Raw genomic sequence first — 26,455 nt, forward strand, 5'->3', positions numbered from 1 at the left:
GTCAGAACGAGTCGAGACTGCTGCGCCGACCGTCTGGCGCGCTGCCGGTCCCCGTGTCCGGGTTAGGGGTGGACAGCCGGTCGACCTCGCTGTTGACGTCCACCCGGACGCTGCGCATCTGCTGGAGCACATCCAGTTCCTTCTCCGTGAAACCGTCACGACTCAGGCGAACGGCCTGCTCCAGGTGACGCATGACGTCCCTGATGCGTACGGCGTCCTCAGCGGCGGCCCGGTGGAACGCGCGGTACGCGGCCCCGGCCGGGCCACGCCAGCCCGCCTCCACGCGGTCGACGATCGCGTCCATGCGTCGGACCTGTCTGTCCAGGTGGTCCTGCATGTCATCGAGGTCCTCGGCGAGTTTGGTGAGGTTGTCCCGGGACACGCGCACATCGGGACCGTTTCCCTGCCCCGCCGCTGAGCCTGGTGTGCCCATGCCGTACTACCCCCACCCCGTCGCTGCGGCCTCTCACGTCACATACGCAAGGTGATCGTACGAGGTGTAGCACTCTGTCGAGCGGGAGGCATCACGACCAGGCCGTACGTGGCCGAAAGAAGCCGGTGCCAGAACTCGTTGCCGAGGAGGCGGCCCGATCAGCCTCCGGCGCATCCGGTGAGCGCCACGGCCTGCCGCGTACACCGCGCCCGCATCACCCGTTGACAGTGTCAACGTGAAGATGGGATGCTCGTCAACAGGTGAAGGTATACGCTCCCCACGGGATGTACCCACCTTGTATACGACGGGTGAGACGGGGAGGGCCAGTGAGCCTGGGGACGGTCGGCGGACGCTTCCGGGTCACGGGGATCCTGGGCCGCGGAAACATGGGCGAGGTACACCGCGCCGAGGACCTTCAGGCCGCCGCGGACTCCCCGCACCGGCAGGTCGCCGTGAAAACCGTGCTGCGGAGTCGGACCGGCATCGCCGTCGACACCTCGGGGTCCGGCCAGGAGATCGACCGCTTCCGCCGCGAAGTGCGGATCATGCGCATGCTCTCCCAGGGGCACCCGAACCTCACCCTGCTGATCGACGGCGGTGTGGACGAGGCTCCGGACGGCAGCGGACTGCCCTATCTGGCCATGGAGTTGCTGGACGGCCATCCGCTCGCCGACCTCATCAACGAAGAACCCCAGCTGCCGGTCTCCTGGGTCGCCGCGCTCGGGGCGCAGCTCGCCGCCGGTCTTGCCGCCGCGCACACCGCGGGGGTGGTCCACCGCGATCTGAAGCCGGCCAATGCGATGCTCACCCGCGACGGCACCGTCAAGGTCCTCGACTTCGGTATGGGTTCGGTCGTGGACGATCCCGACCAGACGCGGCTGACCAGTACGGGAGTCAGCGTCGGCACGGCCCGCTACATGGCGCCCGAGCAGTTCCGTGCCGAGCGGGTCTCCGCGTCGGCCGATCTCTACGCGCTCGGCTGCATCCTGTACGAACTGCTGATAGGGCGGCCGCCGTTCTCCGCGAGAACCCCCTACGAGCTCTCCGAACAGCATCAGCACGAGCGGCCGCCGCGGCTGACCCTGGTGCGCCCGGATCTGCCCGCCGAGCTGGTCCGGCTGGTGGAGCGCCTCTTGGAGAAGGACGCCGAGCTCCGGCCCGACAACGCTGCCTCGGTCCGCGAGACGCTGGTCCCGCTCGCCTTCGCACCGGACGACACGGCCGCCCTGCTGGCTCCGCACTGGCAGGTCATGGACCCGGTGGCGCGACTGCGCGCCCTCCTCCCCCGGCCCACCCCGGCCGCACCCACGCCCGTGCCGCGCAGAGCGCCCCGGCTGCCCGAGGCGATGGACGTCTTCGGTATCCACTCCGATCTGATCAGCGAGTACGAGAGCTTCACCAGGAGCGCGACGGTGATCCGGGACGCCCGTATCGCCGGCTTCGTCGAGGACGATCTGGCGGCGAAGTCCCAGTGGCCCGACCCCTGGTTGTCGCTGAACCCGTTCTTCGCGGACGGCGGTCAGGTCACCGATCTCGTGCGGGACGGCGTGCTCCACCCGAGGTGCGCGGAGATCTTCCAGGCCGACAAGAAGGAGAGCTCGCCCCGCCCCGACGGGCGTCCGCTGACCTTCCACCTTCATCAGCGGCAGGCGATCGAGGCCGCACAGGCGGGCGACTCCTACGTGCTCACCACGGGCACCGGTTCCGGCAAGTCGCTGTCGTACATCGTCCCGATCGTGGACCGGGTGCTGAAGGAACGTCAGGCGACCGGCCCCGATGCGGCTCGCCGGGTGCGGGCGATCGTCGTCTACCCGATGAACGCGCTGGCCAACTCGCAGTTGGGCGAGTTGGAGAAGTACCTGCGCCACGGCTTCGGAAAGGGCCGGGAGCCGGTCACCTTCGCCCGCTATACCGGTCAGGAGTCCAAGGAGGACCGTCGGGAACTGCGCAAGAACCCTCCGGACATCCTGCTGACCAACTACGTGATGCTGGAGCTGATGCTGACCCGGCCGGACGACCGGTCCAGCCTGATCCGCATGGCCGAAGGGCTGCAGTTCCTCGTCTTCGACGAGTTGCACACCTATCGCGGCCGGCAGGGCGCGGACGTGGCGTTCCTGATCCGCCGCGTGCGTGAGGCCTGCCGCGCGTCCGCGACCCTGCAGTGCATCGGCACCTCGGCGACCATGTCCACCGAGGGCTCCTGGGAGGACCAGCAGCGTGAGGTGGCGAGGGTCGCAGGCCGGTTGTTCGGTACGACGGTGCTGCCGAAGCGGGTCATCGGCGAGACCCTGGTCCGGGCGACCGAAGATACCCCCGAGAACGTGCCCGCCGAGCGGCTTCGGGTGCCAGCGGCGCCCCGCTCGTACGACGCGCTGACGAAGGACCCGCTGGCCCGCTGGGTGGAGTCCCGGTTCGGTCTGGAGCGCAAGGAAGGCACGGAACGGCTGCGGCGCTGCGCCCCGGGCACCGTCGAGGAGGCGGCGGCCGAGCTGGCCGCGGCGTCCGGGGTGCCCGAGGAGACCGTGCGGGAGGCGATCCGGACGACCCTGGAGGCGGGCGCGCAGGCCAAGCATCCGGTGACCGAGCGGCCGCTGTTCGCGTTCCGGCTGCACCAGTTCCTCTCCAAGGGCGACACCGTCTTCACCACGCTCGAGGATCCGCTGACCCGGCCGCTGACCCGCACCTACCAGCTGGAGCAGCCGGACAGCGACGGCAAGCCGCTGTTCCCGCTGGCGTTCTGCCGTGAGTGCGGCCAGGAGTACCTGACGGTCTGGCGGACGGAGGAGGACGGCGTATTCCGGTACGAGCCGCGCCGCGACACTTCCGCCTCGGGGGGCCGGGCGGGCGAGGGCTGCCTGTACCTGGGCATGCCGGGTGAGGACTACGAGTGGCCGGCCGATCCGCAGAAGGCCGTGGACGACCGGCGGTTGCCGGAGTCCTGGCTGGAGTCGGACGCGCAGGGTGTGACGGTCGTCAAGAAGTCCTACCGGCCCCGGGTGCCCAAGCGGGTCGTCGTGGACGCCTACGGCCATGAGTCGGGTGAGGGGCTGGTGGCGGCGTTCGTCCCGGCACCGTTCCTGTTCTGTGTGCACTGCCAGGTCTCCTACGAGCAGACGCGCGGCCGGGACTTCGCCAAGCTGGCTACCCTGGACCAGGAGGGGCGTTCCTCGGCGACCTCGCTGATCTCCGCGTCGATCGTGAAGTCCCTGCGGGCGGTCCCGGAGGAGAGCCTGGGCAAGGAGGCGCGCAAGCTCCTGACCTTCGTCGACAACCGGCAGGATGCCTCGCTGCAGGCCGGGCACTTCAACGACTTCGCCCAGGTGACCCAGTTGCGGGGCGCCCTGTACCAGGCCGCGGTGCGGGCCGGTGAGGAGGGCCTCAGCCACGACGACCTCGCCGAGGCCGTCACCGAGGTGATGGGTCTGACGCCCGCCGAGTTCACGGACGTCGCGAACCTGACCCCGGCCATGGAGCGCCGGGCCGTGAAGGCCTTCCGGGACGTCGTCGGGTACCGCCTCTACCGCGACCTGGAGCGCGGCTGGCGTATCACGATGCCGAACCTGGAACAGACGGGGCTGCTCAGGATCGACTACGAGGACCTGGGCTGGCTCGCCGCCGCCGACGAGCGCTGGCAGTCCACGCACGCCGTGCTGCGGGACGCCGATCCGGCGCTGCGCGAGGAGATCGCCCGTACTCTGCTCGATTTCATGCGTCGGGCCCTGGCCATCGACGTCCAGTACTTCCGCGACGACTTCGACACCCTGCAGCGGGCGAGCGAGGAGCGGCTGACCGGGGCGTGGGTGCTGAGCGAGAGCGACCGCCCGACTGTCGGAACCGCCTATCCGTACGGCTCGCGGCCGGGTATGGAGCGCTCCGCGCTGTTCCTGTCGGCCCGTGGCAAGTTCGGCAAGTACCTGCGGCGGAACATGCCCGAGCTGCGCGAGCAGTCGGTGCCCCTGGACGACGTCCAGGGCGTCATCGAGGACCTGTTGAAGGTACTGGTCGACGCCGACCTCGTGCGCGAGGTGGACGCGACCCCCGAGCTCTCCGGCCCTGCCTACCGGCGCCGTGCGGCGCAGAAGCGCACTGGTTACCGGGTGTCGGCCGCGGCGCTGATCTGGCGGGCCGGGAACGGTGAACGCGGCGCGGTCGACCCGCTCGCGCGCACCTACAGCAGTGGCGAGGGCCCGCGCGTCAACCCCTTCTTCCGCGACCTGTACCGCACCGCGGCCGCCGAACTGGCCGGTCTGTACGCACGCGAGCACACCGCCCAGGTTCTCCCGGAGGACCGGCTGGAGCGCGAGGAGCAGTTCCGCAAGGCCGAACTGCCGCTCCTGTACTGCTCGCCGACGATGGAGCTGGGCGTGGACATCTCCTCGCTCAACGCCGTGATGATGCGCAATGTGCCGCCGACCCCGGCGAACTACGCGCAGCGCTCGGGCCGCGCGGGCCGTTCCGGTCAGCCCGCGCTGGTGACCACGTACTGCGCGACGGGCAACAGCCACGACCAGTACTACTTCCGCGACTCCCAGAAGATGGTGGCGGGCCAGGTGGCTCCGCCCCGCCTCGACCTGGCCAACGAGGATCTGGTCCGCTCGCATCTGCAGGGCGTCTGGCTGGCGGAGACGGAGATGCAGCTCGGCATCGCGATTCCGGAGGTCGTCGATGTCGCCTACGACCCGGACGGGGGCGACCGCCCCGATCCGCAGATGCCGCTCCCGCTCCGCTCCGAGATCCTCAACCGGTCCCTGGACGAGGACGCCCGCAGACGCGCGGCAGCCACCGCCCGTACCGTCCTCGCCCCGCTGATCGCGGACTTCGAGTCGACCACCTGGTGGTACGACGAGTGGATCGAGGACCGGATCGAGCGGGCCCCGCAGGAGTTCGACGCCGCCTTCGACCGGTGGCGCCAGCTGTTCCGGGCCGCCGTCATCGACCAGTACGAGCAGAACAAGCGGGTCGTCGACCACACCCTCACGCAGGGCGAGCAGAGCCGGGCGCGCAGCCGCCGCCGGGAGGCCGAGACCCAGACAAACCTGCTGCTGAACCGCTCCACCGACAGCAAGTCGGTGATGAGCGACTTCAACCCGTACCGCTATCTGGCGTCCGAGGGCTTCCTGCCGGGCTACAGCTTCCCGCGGCTGCCGCTGGCCGCGTACATCCCGCGCTCCGGCAACCGCCGCAATGCCGACGGCGACTATCTGCAACGCCCCCGGTTCCTCGCGATCCGCGAGTTCGGCCCCGGTGCGCTCATCTACCACGAGGGCGCCCGCTACCAGGTCACGCGGGTGCAGCTGCCGCCGGACGCCTCGGGCGAGCTGGCGACGGCGGAGGCCCGACGCTGCGACGGCTGCGGCTACCACTACGTCGTCAAACCAGGCCTCGACCAGTGCGACATGTGCAAGGAGGAGCTGCGCGGCAAGCGCACCGGCCTGCTTCACCTGCACACCGTGTACACCACGCCGCGCGAGCGGATCTCCTCCGACGAGGAGGAGCGCCGCCGGGCCGGTTTCCGGCTGGAGACCTCGTACGCCTTCCAGGACCACGGCGCCCGCAAGGGACGCCTCACCTCGCATGTCACCGACGGCGACGGGGCGCCCGTTCTCGACCTGGACTACGGCGACTCCGCGACCGTGCGCATCACCAACCTCGGCCGCGTCCGCGACAAGGAGGACGAGCCGGACGGCTACTGGCTGGACCTGGGCGATGGCCGCTGGCTCAACGACCGGGCCGCCGCCGACGCCATCGAGGGCACCGGTATGCCGGTGGTCGACGAGGACGGCAACGAGAAGCGCCGTAAGAAGCGGGTCCTGCCCTTCGTGGAGGACCGTCGCAACATTCTCGTGGTCACCCTGGACGAGCCGCTGCCCGAGCCGGTGGCGTGGTCGTTCCTGTACGCGCTGGAGCGGGGCATCGAGGCGGCGTTCGAGCTGGAGGACTCCGAGCTGACCGCGGAGCTGCTCCCGCCGGACTCGGGTCCGCGCCGCCGCATGCTGTTCACGGAGGCCGCCGAGGGCGGCGCCGGTGTGCTGCGCCGGATCCAGCACGAGAAGGACGCCCTCGCCAAGGCCGCGAAGACCGCCCTGGAGATCTGCCACTTCGACCCGGACACGGGCGAGGACGAGGGCGGGCCGGCGGACGGCGAGAGGTGCGCCCGCGGCTGCTACGCCTGTCTGCTGACCTACGGCAACCAGACACACCACCGCCAGCTGAGCCGGCACGCGGCAAAGCCGCTGCTGCTGCGGCTGTCCGAGGCCCGCACCGAGCGCGAGGACCGCGGCGAGTCCCGCAGCGAACGGTTCCGCAGGCTGGCCCCCGCGAGCACCTCGCCGACCCCGGTCGAGGCGGATCTGGCGGCCCTGGTCGCGCAGGGCGATCTGCTCGGCTGGCTGAGGGCGAAGGGCTACCGGCTGCCCGACGAGGTGGAAGTCCTCGTCCCGGAGGCCGGGGCCTGCCCGGACCTCGTCTTCCGGCTGGACGGCGCCAACCTCGCCGTGTTCGTCGACCTCCCGGGCCGCGCCCCCGACTCCACCCGCGACATCGAGGCCGGGTATCGCCTGGAGGACGCCGGCTGGGACGTCGTGCGCTTCCCGACGGACGCCGACTGGGACACCATCGCGGACACCAACGCCCTTTACTTCCACCTCCGTTGACCGCACCACCTCCGTTGTTCGTCTCAGCGGCTCCCGGCCTTCACGACCTTCACCACCATTAGGAACCGAGACATCTCATGAGCCTCACGTACACAGCCGGCTCCCTGGTCGCCGCCCGTGGCCGGGAATGGGTGGTCCTGCCCGAGAGCGCCTCCGACATGCTGGTGCTGCGCCCGCTGGGCGGGAGCGAGGACGACATCGCGGCCGTCTTCCCCGCCTTCGAGGACGTACGGCCGGCCGAGTTCGCGGCGCCGAGCCCGACCGACCTGGGCGACCAGCGAGCCGCCGGTCTGCTGCGCACGGCGCTGCGCATCGGGTTCCGGTCGGGTGCGGGCCCCTTCCGTTCGCTGGCGTCGATCGCGGTGGAGCCCAGGGCCTACCAGCTGGTTCCGCTGCTGATGGCGCTGCGGCAGCGCACGGTGCGGCTGCTGATCTCGGACGACGTCGGCATCGGCAAGACGGTCGAGGCCGGCCTGATCGCCAAGGAGCTGCTCGCGCAGGGCGAGGCGACCCGGCTGGCGGTGCTGTGCTCCCCCGCGCTGGCCGAGCAGTGGCAGGGTGAGCTGCGGGAGAAGTTCGGCATCGACGCCGAGCTGGTCCTGGCCTCCACGGTGACGCGTCTCGAACGCGGCCTGGAGCTGGGCCAGTCCCTGTTCGACAAGCACCCGTACACGATCATCTCGACGGACTTCATCAAGTCGACCCGGCACCGCGAGGACTTCGTACGCAACTGCCCCGACCTGGTGATCGTCGACGAGGCCCACAGCTGCGTGGCCGCCGACGACGCCGGACAGGGCACCGCCTCGTCCTCGTCCCACCAGCTCCGTTACGAGCTGCTGCGCCGGATCTCCGCCGACGCCGACCGCCACCTGCTGCTGCTGACCGCGACCCCGCACTCCGGCAAGGAGTCCGCGTTCCGCAACCTGCTCGGCCTGGTGCGGCCGGAGCTCGCGACGCTGAACCTGGAGACCCCGGCGGGGCGGGCGAAGCTCGCCGAGTACTTCGTGGCCCGCAAGCGCGCCGACGTCCGCACCTACCTCACCAAGGAGGACGGCCTCAGCGACGACTCCCTGGCCGAGCGGACCGCGTTCCCGTCCGACCGCTGGACGAAGGACGAGCCGTACAAGCTCAGCCCCGCCTACCGGGCGCTGCTCGACGACGCCATCGCCTACGCCAGGGACCGCGTCCAGGCGGCCGGCGAGCAGGGCAGGCGGGAAGCCCGGGTCGCCTGGTGGTCGGTGATCGCGCTGCTGCGCTCGATGGTCTCCTCCCCGGCCGCCGCCGCCCAGACCCTGAAGACCCGCTCGGAGTCCGCCGCCGCCCGCACCGCGCAGGAGGCGGACGTGCTGGGTGCCCCGGTCGCCGCGGACTCCGCCGAGAACGACCGTCTGGAGGGCATGGACGTCGCTCCGGGCGCCGCTGAGTCGGAAGAGGCGGGTGCAAGGCTGCTCGAACTCTCCCAGCGAGCCGCGGAGTTGGTGGGCCCGGCGGAGGACGCGAAGCTGAAGGCGCTCACCAAGCACCTGAAGAGCCTGATCGCCGAGGGCTACCACCCGATCGTCTTCTGCCGTTACATCCCGACCGCCGAGTACCTGGCCACCCAACTGGAGGGCAAGCTCGGCAAGAAGACGAAGATCGCCGCGGTGACCGGCACGCTCTCCCCGCAGCAGCGTCTGGAGCGCATCGAGCAGCTCGCCGCCGAATCCGCCGAGGAGGCGGGCGATCCGGCCGTCCGCCGCGTGCTGATCGCCACCGACTGCCTCTCCGAGGGCGTCAACCTCCAGCACCACTTCGACGCCGTCGTCCACTACGACCTGGCCTGGAACCCGACCCGCCACGACCAGCGCGAGGGCCGCGTCGACCGGTACGGCCAGAAGCGCGACCAGGTCCGGGTCATCACCATGTTCGGCGAGGACAACGGCATCGACGGCAAGGTCCTGGAGGTGCTGTTCGCCAAGCACCGGCAGATCAAGAAGGACCTGGGCATCTCGGTCTCCGTCCCCGACGAGACGGCTTCCGGGGTGACGGACGCCGTGGTCGAGTGGCTGCTGCTGCACGGCCGTCAGGGCAGCCAGGAGAGCCTGTTCGAGCTCGACAGCCACCAGGAGTCCTTCGAGCGTATCGAGCGCGAGTGGTCCTCGGCCGCCGAGCGGGAGAAGACCTCCCAGTCCAAGTACGCCCAGCGCAGCATCCACCCGGAGGAGGTGGCCCGCGAGGTCGCCGCCGTACGGGCCGCGCTCGGCGGCGCCGACGAGGTGCGCGACTTCGCCCTGGAGGCACTGCGCGACCTGGACGCGCTGGTGCGCGACCCGCGTGACGGGAGCGGGGACTTCACCGCCCAGGCCGGTGGCGCCCCGGCCGGCTTGCGTGACGCGCTCGCCGCCACCCTCGGCGGGCGGCTGATCGAGGAGGACCGGGAGATCCCGTTCCGTACGACACCGGCGGTCGGCCGGGGCGAGGCCGCGCTGGTCCGCACCGACCCGGCGATCGGCGCGATCGCCTCGTACGTCCTGGACTCGGCGCTGGACGCGAACACGCCGGGGCCTCGTCCGGCCCGCCGCTGCGGTGTGGTGACGACGGACGCGGTGACGATCCGGACCACGCTTCTGCTGGTCCGCTACCGCTTCCACCTCACGCTGCCGTCCCGCACCGGCGAACGGCAACTGGTCGCGGAGGACGCCCGATTGCTCGCCTACGAGGGGATGCCGTCGCGTGCCCGCTGGCTGGACGATGAGGCGGCCGCCGCGCTGCTGGCCGCGCGGGCCAGTGCCAACACCCACGAGCAGCTCGCCCGCAACCAGATCGGCCGCGCGCTGGACGGCCTGCCGGATCTCGCCGGGCATCTCACGGAGTACGGCACGAGCCTGGCCGCCGAACTCGACGCCTCGCACCGCCGCGTGCGCAAGGCCAACGAGGAGATCGTCCGCGGCCTGAAGGTCGTCCCGCAGGAGCCCGCCGACGTCCTCGGTGTGTACGTCTACCTGCCGCAGCAGCCCGCTTCTACTGTGTCCGGAGCCGAAGCCTGATGCCCGTCACCGCCACCCGCACCGCCCTGGCCTTCACCGCCGTCACCACGGTCGGCGGGCTGCTCCCCGCCGACATGCTGCTGCGCATCGCCGAGGCGCGGAACCTGCCGGGCACCAAGTCCGCCGACTACGGCCTGCCCGCGTCCGTGCCGGTGCGCGACGAGGCCGAACGCGCCTGGGAGTACCTCAAGCCGCTCTGGCGCGATCTGCGCAAGGCCCTGCCCTCGGACCCGAACACCGGGGCCCCTGCCGCCGACCCGACGGGCCGCGCCGGTACCGACTGGCTCGCCCAGCTCTTCCGGAAGCTGGACTTCGGTGCGCTGACGGAGGTCGGGGAGGGGGGTATCCCGGCCGACTCGGATGCGGAGAAGCGGTTCCCGGTGTCGCACCGGCACGGTCCGGCGCTCGTCCACCTGATCCCCTGGAACGAGGAGTTGGACAAGCGCCCGGCGGCGGGTCAGGTCCCTGCGCAGTCCATGCTTCAGGACTGCCTGAACCGTACGGAGGCCCACCTGTGGGCGGTCCTCACCAATGGCCGGCGTCTGCGTCTGCTGCGCGACTCGTCGTCTTTCTCTACGGCTGCCTACGTCGAGTTCGACTTGGAGGCACTGTTCGACGGTGAGCTGTTCAGCGAGTTCGTGCTGCTGTACAGCCTGCTGCACGCGTCCCGGTTCGCGGTGCCGGAAGGGGCGGCGCCTTCGGGGTGCTGGCTGGAGAAGTGGCGCACGGAGGCGGTCACTTCGGGGGCGCGGGCCCTGGATCAGCTGCGGCTGGGGGTGCAGAACGCGCTGACGGTGCTCGGGACCGGGTTCCTTCGGCACCCGGAGAATGTCCGGCTGCGGGAGGACGTCGATCCGAAGGCGCTTCGGGATGCGTTGCTGCGGCTGGTCTATCGGCTGCTGTTCGTGTTCGTCGCGGAGGACCGTGGGGCCCTGCTCGACCCGGCCGCCGGCGAGCGGCAGCGGGAGGCGTACGAGCGGTACTTCTCGTCGGCGCGGTTGCGGGAGCGGGCGCGGCGGCGTCAGGGGACGGCTCATGGTGATCAGTACGAGGCGCTGCGGATCGTTCTTGACGCGCTGGGGACGGAGGGGGGCCGGCCGGAGCTGGGGCTGCCTGGGCTTGGCGGGCTGTTCTCCCCCAAGGAGGCCGATGCGCCGCTCGACGGACTGAAGTTGTCCAACGAGTCGCTGCTCGCGGCGGTTCGGCACCTGGCGCAGGTGCGCGATGTGGGGGCGCGGCGGTGGCGGGCCGTTGACTATCGGCATCTGGATGCCGAGGAGTTGGGCTCGGTGTACGAGTCCCTGCTGGAGCTGGAGCCGAAGCACTCGGCCACGGATCGGTCGTTCGAGTTGATCGAGGTGGCGGGGAACAGCCGTAAGACCACGGGGAGTTACTACACGCCCTCGTCGCTGATCGAGTGCTTGCTGGATACGACGCTGGACCCGGTGATAGACGATGCGGTCAAGCGGGGCGAGGAGCGGGCCGCTGAGGCTGGGCGTCCCGATCCGGCGGATGACATCGTGGCCGAGCTGCTTTCACTGACGGTGTGTGACCCTGCTTGTGGGTCGGGGCACTTCCTTGTCGCATCGGCTCGGCGTATTGCCAAGCGGGTGGCGTCGGTGCGGGAGCGGAACCCTGAGCCGACGGTCGATGCGATGCGGCATGCGTTGCATGAGGTCGTGGCGCGGTGCATCTACGGTGTCGACCTCAACCCCATGGCCGTGGAGCTGGCCAAGGTGTCCCTGTGGATCGAGGCGATGGAGCCGGGCAAGCCGCTCGGGTTCCTGGACGCCCATGTGAAGCAGGGGAACGGCTTGATCGGCGCGACGCCGAAGTTGTTGGCGGACGGGGTTCCGGATGAGGCGTTCAAACCGATCGAGGGGGACGATCGGAAGTACGCGGCGGGGCTCGTCAAGCGGAACAAGGCTCAGCGAGGCGGGCAGGACGAGCTGCTGTTCGATACGGATGCGTTGCCGGGCAACGAGCGATACGCCGCCGAGCTCGCGCGTATTGTTGCGGCGCCCGCAGATCTTCTGGAGCAGGTTCGGGCGCAGGAGTCCGCTTATCAGGCTTACACCGAGTCGGCCGCGTATGTGCAGGACTTGCATGCTGCCGACGCGTGGTGCGCCGCGTTTGTGTGGCCCAAGCAGGAGGGTGCGCCGGAGGCGCCTACCGATCAGGTGTTTCGGGCGTTGCGGGGGCGGGATCAGTCTGCGGTTCCGGATGACACGCACGAGTGCATTCTGCGGCTGCGGGATCAGTACAGCTTCTTTCACTGGCACTTGGAGTTTCCGGAGGTCTTTTCCGTTCCGGAGTCGGGGGTTGGGGTTCAGCGGGGGACAGGGTGGGCCGGGGGGTTCGACGCGGTGGTGGGGAATCCGCCATGGGACAGCGTGAACTTGCCCGAGACCGAGTTCTTCGCAGTACGAGCGCCGAATATCGCGGCCACCAGCAACACCGCTGCCCGCCAGAAGAAAATTGAGGCACTTAAGAACGACCCCGACACCGTCGACCTTTATAACGAACACGAGGCCGCAAAACGCAAAGTACTCGGCGAAAGCCACTTCCTTCGCAATTCGGGCCGCTATCCCTTGACGGGCCAGGGTAACCTCAACCTCTACGCACTGTTCGCTGAGGCTGACCGCATCCTGACCGCCGATCGAGGCCGTACGGGCGTCGTCGTGCCAACCGGCATCGCGACGGATGCTCGTACACAGTACTTCTTCAAGGACCTTGTATCAGCAGGGTCTCTAACTGCACTGTTCGACTTTGAGAACCGTAGCGGGCTGTTCCCCGCAGTTGACTCTCGTATTAAGTTCTGCGTGCTGTCCCTCACCGGCAACGCGCTGCGGGAACCATCCGCACACTTCTCCTTCTTCATCCACGACCCGGCCGAGCTCAAAGATCCAGACAAGGTTTTCACCCTCACCCCTGAGGAAATTTCTCTCCTCAACCCCAACACCGGAACCTGCCCGGTCTTTCGCTCCCGTCGCGACGCCGAGATCACACTTGCTATATATCGGCGAGTTCCAGTCCTCGTCAAAAAGTCCGACGAGCTGAACGGCAATCCATGGGGCGTGTCTTTCATGCAGGGCCTGTTCAACATGTCGCATGATTCCCATCTTTTCCGTCCCGATGCACGTAATGACGAAACCCTCGACGACCTCCTAAAAGACGGCTGGCACCTGGATGGCAACTCCTTGGCCCGTGGCGAGGAGCGCCTCATCCCGCTATACGAGGGCCGAATGGGCCATCAGTTCACACACCGCTATGCAGACGCCACAGGAGAACGTGCAATCACCGTCGGCGACCTCACCGATCCTCACTCACAGGTGCAGCCGCAGTATTGGGTGTCCCCTGAAGCAGTAAGGGATCGACTGGCACGCCGCACTTTTGCTTGCCAATCTGCGCTCCTCGGCCATCGCCGGGTGGCTCGGAGCACTGATGATCGGACAGCAATCTCTGCCCTCATCCCCTGGGGCGCAGCTTCTTACGGCTGGATTATCTCCGCAGGCCCTGAGGCACGCCGTCTATCCCTGCTTCTCACTGTCTACAATTCCTTCGTTTACGACTACACCCTTCGCAACGCACTAAGCCAACCCAGCATTCCGCAGGGCACATCTGAGCAAACTCCCGTACCAACTCCGAAACAGCTCGCGCCCCACGCCCCCTTCATCACTCGGCGGGCACTGGAACTCACCTACACCTCTCACGACATGGCTCCCTTCGCCCGCGACCTGAACGACACCGGCACTCCCTTCCGCTGGGACCCAGCCCGCCGAGCCGTCATCCGCGCCGAACTGGACGCTCTCTTCTTCCACCTCTACGGCATCACCCGTGACGACACGGCGTACATCCTGGACACCTTCAACGTCACCCGCGACAACGACATCAAGGCCCACGGCGAGTACCGCACCAAGAACCTGATCCTCGCCGAGTACGACCGCATGGCCGCCGCCGGCCTCACCCTGGAGAACCCCCTCACTGAGGGCGAGTCCGGCACCTACCGCTCCACCCTCACGCCGCCCCCCGGCCAGGGCCCCAGGCATCCCGCCTGACAGCACGTCACTCCATTGAGCAGATCAGCCTGGAGCGGGCCCACTCCAGGAGCTAACCGCCACCTGAACCCGTACAGCACACCGCAGCCTCCACACTGCGGCTTGACCCACGCGCCGACGGCCAGCCCATCGTGGCCCCAGCCATCACAGTCGAACCGGAGAATCGCGATGAACACGCACGCCGACCACCTCCTCGACGGCATACCCGCGATGAGCAAGTACGACGAGCAGGTATGGGCCACGCTCAACGACCACTGGCAGCGCCGCAACAACCGCCGCGGCCTGCCGACCTGGGCGAGCACAGCGCTGAGTCGCACCGGCGAGGCCGCCGGAAAGGCCACCAGACGGGTCGCGGACGCCGTCCCGGACGCTGTCTCGGAGCCCATACGGCGCGCGGGCGACGCGGTCGCCGACAAGGCCCTGCGACCGGCGCTCGCGGGCGCTGCGGCGTTGCTTGACCTCGTCAACGAGTCGGCCAGGGAGCTCAACGACCCGAATAACGTCGTGAAGCTCGCCCGCAAACAGGGTCTCGAACTCGAAAGCTTCACCGAACTACGGAAGCAGGAACTCAAGTTCTGCGACCGGCTGCTGACCCGCAACACCCTCAAGTGGCGCACCGCAGGGGCCTTCGAAGGCGGCGCCATGGGCGTGCTGGCGTTGGTACCCGTCGCCGGTATCCCCGCCGCGATGACGGCGGACATCCTCGTCGTCCAGGTACTGAGCACGTCGATCGCCTCGCGGATCGCGTACTCCTACGGCTACGACGCCAAGGACCCCGACGAGCAGCTCTTCATCCAGCGCCTGGTACGCCGGTCCTTCATGGCCCAGGCGGCCAAGGCCGAGCCCTTGCGCGACACAGCACGGGCAGCGCACGCCCTCAAGGGACGCGTCAACTGGTCGCAGAAACTCCGCCAGGACCATCGCCTCGTGGCCGCCCTGGAGAAGCTGATGCAGCAGCTCGGCCCGGCCGGCTCCAGGGTGCCGGTACAGAACGTCGCCAAGGTCGTGCCGTTCGTGGGGATTCTCGTCGGTGCGGGCATGAATGCCGCGATCCTCGGCAGGGTGGCCGCCGACGCCCAGCGGTACTGCCAGACCCGCTTCCTGTGCGAGAAGTACGGCCTGCCGCTACCGGCCGCGCTGGCGACCGACGACGAGGACGACGACACCCAGGCCGACGCCCCGTAAGTGCTGCGGTGGCGCCTGATCAAAGCGCCACCAGGGCGTGCACCACTCCGCTCAGGCGTGGTCCACGAACCGTACGAACGACCGCCAGCCCTCACGGCCAACCGCAAAGGGCCGGCGGCTCACGTCCTTGGAGTCCCGTACGTAGACGGCCTGCTCGGCGAGAGCGATCTCCACGCAACTGTCGCCCTCGCTGCCGCTGTAGCTGGACTTGAACCAGGCGAGTTCCGTCGTACCGCTGCTCATAGCTCTCCTCGCAGTCGCTCCAGCAGGCCCCGCGATTCCGTCGGGTTCAGGGCCTGCGAGCGCAGTGTTTCATAGCGCTGGCAGAGCACACTCACCTCTTTCGAGTCGGAGATGAGCCGCCCGTTCTTCTGCCCCTCCGAGTAGCCGAGCCGCCGCCCCTCCGGAGTCTCCAGAACCTGCACGGGCCCATCCAGACACGCGTGCAACCCTGCATCCAGCGGCACCACTTGCAGTGTCACATTGCGCGGAGCGCTCCGCTCCAGCACATGGTCGAACAGCTCACGCATCGCCCCCGCGTCCCCGAACCGCCGCCGGAAGACATGCTCCTCGACAATGAAGCTGAACGGCACGGTCGGCCGTTCCCGCATCATCTCCTGTCGCCCCATCCGCGCAGCCAGCTGCTCCTCCAGCTGCCCATCCGTCCGCAGCGGAATCGTCCCCTCAAACACTGCCCGCGCATACGCCTCCGACTGCAACAACCCCGGCACCAGCCGACACTCATACGTACACAGACTCACCGCCTCCCGCTCCAGCCGAGCCCACCGCCGGAACCACGCCGCCAGCCCCACCTCCCCCCGGCTCAAATGACGCGCAGCCCTCCGCAACGCACCCGTGTTGCCGGTCGCCCCCTCCGCCCGTTCCACGAACCCCTCGTCCGGCATCCGACGCCCCAACTCCACCGATTCCACGGTGTGTTTGGAGTACTGGACGATCGCAGCAAGCTCTTCCCGGCTCAGCCCCGCATGTTCCCGCAACGCCTGGACGACCGCCCCGAACGTACGCAGACTGTCGGACGGATGAGGTTCCCGCTCCCACTCCCCCGCCGGACTCGTCCGGGCGGCCCCAACCCCCACAGCCGCCACCGCATCCGCCTCGACGATGTCCATCCGCCGCCCCTCTCTCCAGCCCCACGGGCCCGCACACGATCACCACTCAGCGTGACGTCAGAAGAGACGTACTGTCCACCCTGCGTGCCCGTACGCTGACTCCGCGTACGGGGCGCCAGGCTCGCAACAGCCCCCACACTCCCGCCACGCTGGCTCCATGAACCAACCACCGCCCCAACTCGCCACGCCCTCGCTCACCTTCACGCAGCTTCTCTCGTCGACCCCGCGCGGCGCGCGCCTCGCCCGGCTGCTCGGTGTGAGCCAACTGCGGTCCTGGGACGCCCCGCCGGACCTCACGGAGCGTGCCGAGATCGTCGTCGCGGAGCTCGCCGCGAACGCCGTACTCCACGGGCGCCTGCCGGGTCGTAGCTTCCGGCTGACCCTCGTGTTCGACGCCCCGGCCGGCCGCCTCCGCATCGACGTCACCGATGCACGCGGCGACAGAGGCCCGCAGCCCCGTCCCGCGACCGCCGCCGCTTCCGACACGGCACTCCACACCAACGGACGCGGCCTCGCCCTCGTAGCCGCGATCGTCGACCACTGGGACTGCGTCCCCTACCCACCCAGTGGCAAGACCGTGCGGGCCGAACTGAGCTGTCCAGCCTGAGGGCGCCCGCACAGCCACTCAAGGGCGAGTACGTCGGCCGGTGAGCCGTCACACCCGAGGCCACACTGCGAAGCCGCACCAAATCGGCCGAGTCGCCCGGATCGCCCGTCCACCGGCTTTCGCGATCCTCCGACTCGCCATCCGCACGCCTCGTATGCTCCCCTCATGATCAAGCTGATGTACCGAGGCGGGGCGGCCAACCTGCAACTCCTGGCGGAAGAGATCCGGGAATCCCCAGAACTGAGCCGGCATTGCACGGTCGAAGTCACACACCGAGAGACACAGAGCAGTTCACTGCATCACGGACAGTGGGCGGAAATCGCCATCTCTGTAGCGGCAGGAGTTGCCACCAACGGCCTGTACGACGCGATCCGAGCTCTCATTGACCGAGCCCGTGACCGCGGCTCCGTGGAATCCGTCGAGCCAATCGAAAACGAAAATGGCGAGTAGCTGAAGCATAGAACAGGATTCCCGATGAACTCTCCGACCCTGCATAGTGCGACCGGCGCTCAACTAAATCTAAGAAGCCAGCTCCTATTCCACGAAAACATGCGCGACAATCCGAACGACCTAGTCACGTCACTCATGTCGTGGAACTTAGTCCATGCGCACGAGACGAGCCACTGGGCCCGATTCCACGGATCCACCATTGGCGTGCTTCTCACGTTTCTCCGCGCTGCCCGAGACTCACTGGCCGACTATTCCATCCGCAACCTCGACGGTAACGACCGAGCCACTTTCGAGACGCGTCGCAACGACGGCATTCCCCTCTTCGCCTGGAACCAGAGAGCAAGCGCCTACTCACTCGGAAGCGAAATAACCGACGACTGCCTCACATGGCTTTCCCTGCACCGTGCCTACTCGATCCTCCTGGGCTTCGAGCCTCTCAACTGGTCGAAAATAGACCGGGAAGCAATGCAAGACTCACTGACCTTGGCTTTGCACACGACCTGGAGCCAATGGGCAGGACGAGGAATGTTGTCCATGGGGAGTGAAGACTACGCACACGTGCACAGTTTCGAACCCCTCCTTGGAGGCGACGAGCCGATCACTACACGGCTCCTCTTTGAGTGCGCAGGCCTATTGGACGAGGGGTATCTCTTCCGTGGTCCTTATCCGAAGATCATGGATCGAGGACTACAGAGAATGTGGGAAATCAACCGGAGAGGAGAATACGGGGCACCTTACCGCCTCGCAGAAGCCATGGCCGGCCGAAGTCTCTCTCATTCTGAAGTACTGACCCTCATCGACTTCGCCTTGAACCCACCATTGCCTGGCCTGCACAACGGCGTGCGCACCATTGACTGGCGCGAGCTCTACCCACCATACCGATTCCTCTTCGCCGCGGCAGAAATGGCAGAGGGGCACAACTACAAGCATTCGGAGGCAGTCAGCACACGGCCCACGATCGGCCACGTCAGCGACTTCTTCAGCACGGTCACTCGAGAGACCGATGTCCGCATGGGGTCGATCGATTGCCAACTGACCGAGGACTCGGACCTGCGTGACATCGCGGACCCTAAACGCTCCCTTGCGCGAAGGATGATGGGTATCCCACTTCTCTCAGCCGACCGACTTCACAGAGAGCGACACGCGGATATCAGATCAATATCTCACTTCGGCTCCTTGTTGATCGACATTGACGGATATCGCCTGCTGGACCCAGAAGCTCCTGACTACCCATGGTGGTTCTTCCCGCCGCTGAAAGTAATCAACGATGGAGTATACGGATGGCCCGCCAAGCACCTTACTCTCGACGAAGCCACTGACCTGTTCATCGGCTGTGCCATCTCATCGGCATACGACGACGTCGTGCATGGGGTCGGCCCTCTTGGCCGCGATCACCTACCAGCGGCCCCATTCCGCGAGCCAGATGAAACCGCAGCACTGAACGACATGGCCCGATATCACCTGGGAGTGAATATCGGATGGACGTAAAGCGAGACGATCTCCGTCGGGTATCCCTCAGAACGCTTCGCTGAGGCCGGGAAGGCGTCGCCACTGTCAGGCGTTGTCGTCGTGGACCCGCGCCCCCAGGTCCTCCGCCCACTCCAGCGCCCACGTCTTGAGTTCTTCGATCTGCCGAGAGGTGAGCCCGTACGCGGCATAGTCCTCGTCCTCGTACCAGTCCGCACCGGTCAGCCGGTCACAGAGGTCTTCAAGGCTGAACTCGTCGTGGGCACGGCGGCGGCCGAGAGATTCCAGGTCGGCTGTGGACCGGTGGCGGGAGGCAGCCTGGACGTCGATGAGGTCGCGGACGGTGCCGCGGTCGGCGAGGGGCGGACCTTGGTGCCGATCACGTCGTCGAGAGAGAGGACCGGGCCGTAGGGGGTCTGGGCGGGTGGGGCCCAGAACGCCTCTTTGAGGACGTCGACCTCGCACTCCTCGCCAGTGGCCGGGTCGGTGACGAGGAACCGTCCGCTGAGCGGGTCGGTCTGGACATGCGTGGTCCGCCATCCGCGCGCTACGAGACCTGCTGTGAGGGAGGCGACGATCTCGTCCATCGGGGCGGGGTTCTCGGTGGCGACGTCGAGATCGCGGCTGAAACGTTCGACCAGGCCGTGGGCCCTGCACAGCGTATCCACCCGTGAGGACCAGAGGGTAGGGGGAGCCGAGGTCGAGGATGTCGGAGAGAAGACGCTCGTGGAGCGGGGTGAGCTTCACGCAGCGGTCGCGTCAGCCGGAGCGGTGCGAGGGAGCTCGGGGAAGGCGTCCTCCCAGACCTCGCGGATGTAGGGGCTGACCAAGCGACGCAGAACGGGCCACTGCTCGGTGAGCAGCCGGTGGTGAAGGAAGGTCGCCAGGTCATCACGCAGGCCCTCGGCGAGAACGGTCCGGTAGAGCGTCATGCGGGACTTGGGGCGGTCCAGGCTGTAGCTCGTCCGCCCTGACCAGACGATGTGAAGCGGCAGGTCGACGGTGCCCTCGACGGGGCCGGCCAGCTCCTGCAGGCGCTCGGGCAGCCGACTGCGGTAGCGGTCCCGCAGCACCTCGGCGCGGGGGGGCAGTGGTCGTCGCGTCCATGCATCCAGTACGGCTCCTAGAGGCGACGGCATGGGAGCATGTCCTGAACGAGGACGCCTGGGCGGCTTCCGCGCGCTCCTCACCGAGCGGCGCGGCGCTCCCATGTCCGACGAGCTCCGGGAAGAGGCCCGACGCCGGCTGCTCGGGCGCAGTACGGCTGACGGCCGGGTGACGCGCCATCACCGCGTTCGCACCCACCCCTCCAGCCCCTCCAGGTGCCGCGGCAGTCGGCTTCCCTGCCAACCCAGCACCAGCCGCTCCCGCGCCCGGGTGATCATCACGTAGTACGCCATGCGCAGGGTCGCAGACGTGGGGTCGTCGGCGGAGTCGGACTCCGCGTCGGCGATGACGACGGTGTCGAAGTCAAGGCCCTTGGCACTGGCTCGATGGACGAGTACGACACCCGGGCGGGCAAGGTCGAGGTCGCGGTAGCGGCCGGAGGAAGCCGCCGAGCTGTAGAGCTGAGGCTCATGGGCGAGTCCGGCCCGTTCGAGGCGCCGCATCAGATCGGCGGCGGTGGGCAGGTGGTTGACGATCACGCCGATGCGCTGCCGCGGCTGTCGGCCGGCCATGGTCGCGATGTCGTCGGCGAGGTCCTTGACGGCGGCATAGTGGCGGACCACGGGCAGCGCCCCGCTGCGGAGGGGGATTTCTGGGCGGGAACCGCCCGTGCGGAAGTGTTCCGCCAGGGAGGCGATCTCGCGGGTGTTCCGATGGTTCCCGGTGATCTCGACCCGCGCCGTGGAACGGCCGAGGGCGTCGGTGATCTCGGCCAGGGTGGAGTTCGTCTCGGTGAGGCGCTGGCACTCGTCGGCGAAGATCGTGACGGAGGCAGCGGCAAGGCGTACCAGGCGGTAGAAGCCCTGCGGCAGGTCCTGGCCCTCGTCGATGACGAGATGAGGGGTCGCCGCATCGTCCTCGCCGAGGGTGGCGGCAGCTCGGCGGGTGAGTTCGGTCCAGTCGAACCAGCCGTCCTCGGCGCGCGGTGCGTCATGGCCGAAGTGGCGATGGATCCAGGTGTGTCCGGTGGCGGCATCGACGGGCGCGCCGGGGACGGTGAGGCCCTGGAGGGTTCCGCGCAGGAGCTGGCGCAACAGGTTGGAGCGCGAGATCAGGAAGGTGGGGCGGCCCGTGAGCGAGAGGTGGACGGCGCGGTGCGCGGCGAGCAGGCTCTTGCCGCTGCCGGGCGGGCCGCTGACGACGTGGTTGCCGGTCAGCGGCAGGGAGTCCAGGCAGTCGCGCTGGGCGGAGGTGAGGTCCGGGTGCAGGACAGGGGTGTTCGCGGTGGTCATGGGTGTCATCCCTGGACGATGGCGGCGGCGGACTCGCGGCTCGCGGTGAGGATGTCGGTGAAGTAGCCGGGTACGCGGGCGGAGCCGACGACCAGGGCACGGTCGAGCAGGGTGTTGCCGGTCTGGCAGCTGGTCTCCGGCAGCAGCGTGCAGGCATGGCAGGCGGCCCGGTTGAGGTTGCCGAAGCCCTGGCCGGTGTGCTCGGCACACAGCGGGTCGGCGGAACACCAGGCGGCCGCCTCCAGCATGCGGATGAGCGTCTCGGCGAAGAGCGGTGCCTCGCCCTGCCGGACCAGGCCGCCGAGGGTGCCTTCCGCGTCACCGGCGGCCGTGTAGATCAGCAGTCCGTGCTGGCCGTACTCGGGGCGGCCGTAGACGCGTTCGCGCAGGCTGGCGGTGGTGTAGCCGGAGTCGAAGGACAGCTGGCGGATGAGCAGGTGCGCGACGGTGTGCAGGAGCAGGAAGCGGGGCGAGAGTTCGCTGCCGGTCGTCTCGGCGAGCTGTTCGTCGCGGAACGACGCGTCGAGGTCCGTACGGACACCCAGGACGTGGGCCTGCACGCGCGGGTCGTTCTCCCAGGCGCTGAGGCGCTGTTCGTCGAGGGTAAGGACGATGCCTTCGCCGTAGACCTCGGTCGCGGGGAGCCAGCGCAGACGGCCGGTGGTGTCGGCGGGGACGAGGGTGCCGCCCGGGGAGTGGCGGCGGAAGCCGGTCAGGGCGCGGACCTCACGCAGGCGGTCGGCCAGGACGATGCCGCCGATGTGCGCGTCGAGGGTGGCCCAGGGTTCCTCCTTCTCGCCGTCGAGGCCGAGTCCGCCACGGCGGATGGCGAACTCCGATGTCGCTTCTGGGAGTTGCACGGCGTCGAAGGCATACCACTCGTCGCGGCTCAGGTCGACCTTCCCGGACTTTCCGAACTCCTGCCGGTCGGGGGACGGCTGCGCGGGGGCACCTGTGGCCTCTGCGACGAGCTGGTCGATGAGACTGTCCGGGGCCTCGGTGTCCTCCTTGATCATGTCGCGGAGGTTGTCGGCCCTGGGCTTGCCGAGCGCTTTGAGCATGAGCGGCCAGTAGTCGTGACCGAGGACGGATTCGGCCAGGTTCCGCTCCGCGCGCGGGGCTTCGGCGGTCTGGGGGATGTCGAGGGCCGAGTAGACGACCGGGTAGTACACGTTTCCGGCGGTGCGCTGCACGTTGTGCACCTGGTGGCCGCAGGAAACCCTCGCGTCCCAGTGCTGCCAGGGGTTGCGGCCCGAGCAGCGTCCGGTCTGGGGACCGAGGACGTCGAGCAGGTCGCGCTCGGCGCCGCAGGGCTTCCCGCCCTCCCTGATCGCGTCGCAGCGCACCGAGAGCGCTTCGAGTCCGGAGGCACGGTCGGCGACACGGAAGCTGAGCCGACGCGCGTTCCAGGCGTCCTTCGACTCGGAGCAGGAGTCCCGCAGTTCGGGCGCGAGCTTGGAGTGGGCCCAGTACCACCAGTCGACGTCGTCGAGGTGTCCGTCCGGGCAGATACGGACGAACCGCATCGGGGTGAGCCGGGGTGCCGCGGCGCAGGACGTGCAGACGGGCGGCTCGCCCGGCTTCTCGTGCTCGCGCAGAAAGCGGACCATGGCCCGGCAGGAGCCGCAGAACAGCCAGCCGGGGAAGCGCACATAGGGGACGCCGGGACGATCGGTCTTGTCGTAGCGGTCGTTGAGGGTGTGGGGCGCGGCGTAGAAGCCCCTGACGCCGAGGCGGGTGGCGAGGCGTTCGGAGGGAACGGGAGTCTTGAGGTCCGGCCACCGCTCGATTCCGGCGGCGACGAACGACTCGCCCTGGACGTCGAGTACCGCGCCCACGCCGAACGGCAGCACGGTCTGCGCCTGACGGACCCGGAGTTTGTGCTTCACTTTCCTGCTCCCGTCACGGTGATCTGGCACTCGCGGTCCACGCTGCGCATCGAGTTGAGGGTCTCCCACAGGCCGTAGCGCTGCTCGAACACCTTGAGCAGGTTGTGCTGGCCCTTGCCCTGGCTGCGGTAGTAGAGGTCCTTGCCCTCGGCTGCGGCGGCGCCGGCCTGCCGGTACCAGTCGTCCAGGAGGTAGCCGAGTTCGGCCCGTACATCGGCGCGTACGGTGTCGGCTCCCGCGGCTCCGTACTCGGCGGTCGCGGCACGCTCGGCCAAGGTGTCGGCGATCCGCCCCGCCTCCTCCTTGTGGTCGGTGATGCGTCCGGCCCGGTTCTCGGCGGCCAGGCCGAGCCGGTGGCGGACCAGGATGACCAGCGCGGCGTGCAGGGCGCGGCGGCGGGCGGGCAGCGACCAGGGAGTGACGCTGGCGGGTTCGACGTAGCGGTAGAGCGCCCGGTGGTAGTCCATGAAGGTCTCGTAGTGGGATCGGTCGCGCGGGCGTGTGGCGTTGAAGTAGGTGACGACGAGTCCGGGCACCCGGTGACGGCCGACGCGGCTGGTGGCCTGGATGTACTCGGCGGTGGTCTTGGGCTGGCCCTGCATGAGCATGTACGCGAGCCGCTTCACGTCGATGCCGACGGAGAGCATGTTGGTGCACGGCAGGAACGACACCGACCGGGGGTCCCTCCAGGGCTGTTCGAGGCGGTCGAGGAGGATGGGCTGCTCGGCGCGCGGCAGGTTGCTGGTCAGCTCCTGTACGTCGCCGTCGCCGAGCGCGCGTACGCCGACGCCCTCGTCAAGTCCCCGGAGCTGGGCGGGGATGTCGTCACCGGCCGCGGTGACGGTACGGCCGAGCTCGCGCAGGCTGTGGTGGTAGGCGACCAGGGTCCAGTAGGCGTCGCGGTGTTCCTCGGGGAGCTGGTGAACGCCCTGGAGCATGGCCGCGGTGGTGGCGACGGCGCCGCGGCCCGCGGTGTGGCCCTGTGCCATGACACCGAGGTAGAGGCGGCCGGGGCTGCCGGTGTCGGGGACTGCGAAGAAGCTGTCGCGGGCGTCGAGTCCGGACGGCGGAAAGAGCTGGACGTCCTGGTGGTGCAGGGCGCGGACCTGTTCGGCGGAACGTCGGATGGTGGCCGTGGCGGCGACGATCTTGGGCGGGCGGCCGTCGGAGTCGGTGCAGAGCTCCAAGACGGCCGCCTCGTAGAGGCCGACCGTGGTGCCGAGCGGTCCGGTGAGCAGGTGCAGCTCGTCCTGGATGATCAGGGACGGGGGCCGGTGGCCGGTGCCCGCGCCGAAGAGGCGGCCGGAGTCGGGCTCCCAGGCGAGCCGGGCGAACTTGTCGACGGTGCCGAGGACGAACGTGGGCGGATCCTCGTAGAGGTGCTGGTCGACGACGGCGACGGGCAGGACGTCGTGGAAGGCGCACTCGTCGCGGGTGCAGTGGAAGGCGAACTCGTCGGCCTCGGCGCGGACTCCGTAGTCGGAGCGGACGCTGGACCAGGTGGGTGGCAGGATGCGGGTGCCACACCATGGGCAGCGATCGAGGATGAAGACGTCCTCGGGGTGGCTGGCCGCGCGCTGCTCGTCGAAGGCGACTTTGGCCGCCTCGAACTTGTTCGGGGTGGTGGTGTCACCGACCCACAGGCCGATGGTGATGGGTTCACCGCCGAGGCCGAGTCCGGGTTCGGTGCGGCGGAGGTGCTCCAGGGCGCAGATCGTGGTGGCGGCGCGCTGGAACTGCTGGGTGGTGAGCAGGCTGAGCGTGTAGCGGCTGATCACAGTGGTCCCGCCGCCCTCGCCGCGGATCCGACGCAGGGCGATGGTGAAGGCCGCCAGGAGCAGATAGGCCTCGGTCTTGCCACCACCGGTGGGGAACCAGATCAGGTCGGTGGTGTCGCGGTCCTGGTGGCCGGGATCGGCGACGCCGTCGAGGGCGAGGAGGAAGAAGGCGAGCTGGAAGGGGCGCCAGGTGGCTCTGAGGTCGACGGGCGGGTCGAGGGCCACGGCATTGGAGCGGAGCCGTCTCTGCCCGGCCTGGTCGGGGGCGGAATGCCGCATCTGCAGCAGCATGGCGCGCTGGGCGATGCGGAAGGCGTCGAGGAGTTCGGGGCGATCGGGGTCGCACAAGGTGCGCACGCCGGCCTCGATGCGGGTGACGGCCTGGCGGACGCGGGCTAGGATCCGCTCGGCTGCCTCCCGTCCCCAATCCGGTACCTCGACCGAGCGCTGGCCCACGTACCAGGCGTGGTAGCTGGCGGCGAACTCGGCTAGCTCGTCCCGGAGTTGGTCCCTGCCGACGGCTGGGTCGGCCAGGTGGGAGATCGTGAGCGCGGGGGCGTCGAGCGGGCCGCCGGCCCGGACGGTGGGTACTTCGGCCCGGGGCAGAGCTTCACAGGTGAGGAGTTCGACACCACCGTGTGCGCCGTGGTCCTCGCGGACGGCGCAGCCGTGACCGACCGCGTGGGTGACGACATGCCGGTACTGGAGGCGCAGTTCGCGTTCCTCGGGATCGCGGCTGGCGAGCCGCACACTGGGATACGGCAGCACGGCGCCGTCGGCGGGGCGGACGCTGAGCCGGCACTGGAACAGCATGTCGTCCCAGTCCGGCGCCTTGTCGTCGGCACCGTCGTGATGCTTCTCGTTGACCAGGGCCACGGTGAGGAGGGTGCCCGCGCCGTAGGAGCGGCGGGTCAGCCGGATCTTGGCGCGGCCTTCGAAGACGGGCACCTCCTCCCGGTCGGGGCCGATCGTGTGGGCCTCGGGCGGGAGGGGGATGCGCTGCCAGCGTCGGCCGCGCCCGGGCTCGTTGCGCTGCGTCTCGTAGCGGGCGGCGGCACAGCTGACCTCGACGTTCACGGCATCGGTGTAGAAGCTGATGCCGAGGGACGCGGGCAGCCAGCTGTTGGTCTCGGGCACGGGATCGGTGGCCGGGTCCACGTCGGGGGCGTCCTGCTCGGCACCGGGCGCCTCGGGGTCGTCGGCGGCGAGATCGAGCCGGCGTCGGCGGTCGGCCTGTTGCGGGTAGAGCGTGCCCATCAGGTACTGCCGGTCCGGCGGCGCGTCGAGCACCTCGCCGTCACCGCCGACTGGGCCGACGAGCTGGCGGGTGAGGTAGTCGACCAGCTCTTGGCGCGGGTCCATGTGCGGGGTCCTTCGGAT

The 26,455-nt window shown here is 68.9% G+C and carries 14 protein-coding genes and 1 pseudogene; 7 read left to right on the top strand and 8 right to left on the bottom strand.

Annotated elements, in window-relative coordinates:
- Position 1: 1 nt before the first annotated feature.
- Complete coding sequence (locus IE153_RS18675; protein WP_189590808.1) at positions 2–433, bottom strand: WXG100 family type VII secretion target; 432 nt, start codon at positions 431–433, stop codon at positions 2–4.
- Positions 434–759: 326 nt separating this feature from the next.
- On the opposite strand from IE153_RS18675, the gene IE153_RS18680 reads away from it, so the two are divergent.
- The 4 genes from IE153_RS18680 (at position 760) to IE153_RS18695 (ending at position 15,355) form a co-directional block, all read left to right on the top strand.
- A complete protein-coding gene (locus IE153_RS18680) occupies positions 760–7,086 on the top strand; it encodes a protein kinase domain-containing protein (protein ID WP_189590809.1) in 6,327 nt (2,108 codons plus the stop codon).
- Positions 7,087–7,163: 77 nt separating this feature from the next.
- The gene (locus tag IE153_RS18685; protein ID WP_189590810.1) at positions 7,164–10,112 is read left to right on the top strand and encodes a DEAD/DEAH box helicase; all 2,949 of its coding nucleotides are present in this window, start codon (positions 7,164–7,166) and stop codon (positions 10,110–10,112) included.
- Positions 10,112–14,170, top strand: a complete 4,059-nt coding sequence (locus IE153_RS18690; protein WP_189590811.1) for an Eco57I restriction-modification methylase domain-containing protein — start codon at positions 10,112–10,114, stop codon at positions 14,168–14,170. The genes IE153_RS18685 and IE153_RS18690 overlap by 1 nt, the downstream gene beginning before the upstream one ends.
- 168 nt (positions 14,171–14,338) lie before the next feature.
- Positions 14,339–15,355 carry an EcsC family protein gene (locus IE153_RS18695; protein ID WP_189590812.1) on the top strand — a complete coding sequence of 339 codons (1,017 nt, stop codon included), beginning with the start codon at positions 14,339–14,341 and terminating at the stop codon, positions 15,353–15,355.
- A gap of 51 nt (positions 15,356–15,406) precedes the next feature.
- Here IE153_RS18695 and IE153_RS18700 read toward each other — a convergent pair whose 3' ends face one another.
- Both IE153_RS18700 and IE153_RS18705 read right to left on the bottom strand, forming a co-directional pair.
- Positions 15,407–15,598 (bottom strand): DUF397 domain-containing protein, encoded by a 192-nt coding sequence (locus tag IE153_RS18700; RefSeq protein WP_189590813.1) that lies wholly within the window; start codon positions 15,596–15,598, stop codon positions 15,407–15,409.
- A complete protein-coding gene (locus tag IE153_RS18705; protein WP_189590814.1) occupies positions 15,595–16,485 on the bottom strand; it encodes a helix-turn-helix domain-containing protein in 891 nt (296 codons plus the stop codon). Before IE153_RS18705 ends, IE153_RS18700 begins: the two co-directional genes overlap by 4 nt.
- A gap of 157 nt (positions 16,486–16,642) precedes the next feature.
- Here IE153_RS18705 and IE153_RS18710 point away from each other — a divergent pair, with 157 nt between their 5' ends.
- From IE153_RS18710 to IE153_RS18720, 3 genes are all read left to right on the top strand, one after another.
- Entirely contained in the window at positions 16,643–17,092 is a 450-nt protein-coding gene (locus tag IE153_RS18710; RefSeq protein ID WP_189590815.1) for an ATP-binding protein, read from the top strand.
- Between the two features lie 165 nt (positions 17,093–17,257).
- Positions 17,258–17,542 (top strand): hypothetical protein, encoded by a 285-nt coding sequence (locus IE153_RS18715; protein ID WP_189590816.1) that lies wholly within the window; start codon positions 17,258–17,260, stop codon positions 17,540–17,542.
- Positions 17,543–17,566: 24 nt separating this feature from the next.
- Positions 17,567–19,030: a hypothetical protein gene (locus IE153_RS18720; protein ID WP_189590817.1), complete on the top strand. Its 1,464-nt coding sequence runs from the start codon at positions 17,567–17,569 to the stop codon at positions 19,028–19,030.
- A 66-nt stretch (positions 19,031–19,096) separates the two neighbouring features.
- Here the strand turns inward: IE153_RS18720 and IE153_RS18725 are convergent.
- From IE153_RS18725 to IE153_RS18745, 5 genes and pseudogenes are all read right to left on the bottom strand, one after another.
- A pseudogene (locus IE153_RS18725) lies at positions 19,097–19,756 on the bottom strand (nucleotidyl transferase AbiEii/AbiGii toxin family protein).
- Positions 19,753–20,148, bottom strand: a complete 396-nt coding sequence (locus IE153_RS18730) for a hypothetical protein (protein WP_189590818.1) — start codon at positions 20,146–20,148, stop codon at positions 19,753–19,755. Before IE153_RS18730 ends, IE153_RS18725 begins: the two are co-directional and overlap by 4 nt.
- A gap of 147 nt (positions 20,149–20,295) precedes the next feature.
- Positions 20,296–21,408, bottom strand: coding sequence for a DEAD/DEAH box helicase (locus IE153_RS18735; protein WP_189590819.1), 1,113 nt, complete (start codon positions 21,406–21,408; stop codon positions 20,296–20,298).
- Positions 21,409–21,413: 5 nt separating this feature from the next.
- Positions 21,414–23,297 carry a DUF1998 domain-containing protein gene (gene drmB / locus IE153_RS18740; RefSeq protein ID WP_189590820.1) on the bottom strand — a complete coding sequence of 628 codons (1,884 nt, stop codon included), beginning with the start codon at positions 23,295–23,297 and terminating at the stop codon, positions 21,414–21,416.
- A complete protein-coding gene (locus IE153_RS18745) occupies positions 23,294–26,437 on the bottom strand; it encodes a helicase-related protein (protein ID WP_189590821.1) in 3,144 nt (1,047 codons plus the stop codon). Before IE153_RS18745 ends, drmB begins: the two co-directional genes overlap by 4 nt.
- Between the last annotated feature and the right edge of the window lie 18 nt (positions 26,438–26,455).

Origin of the sequence: Streptomyces massasporeus (genome assembly GCF_014648995.1) — a bacterium.
Lineage (GTDB): Bacteria > Actinomycetota > Actinomycetes > Streptomycetales > Streptomycetaceae > Streptomyces > Streptomyces massasporeus.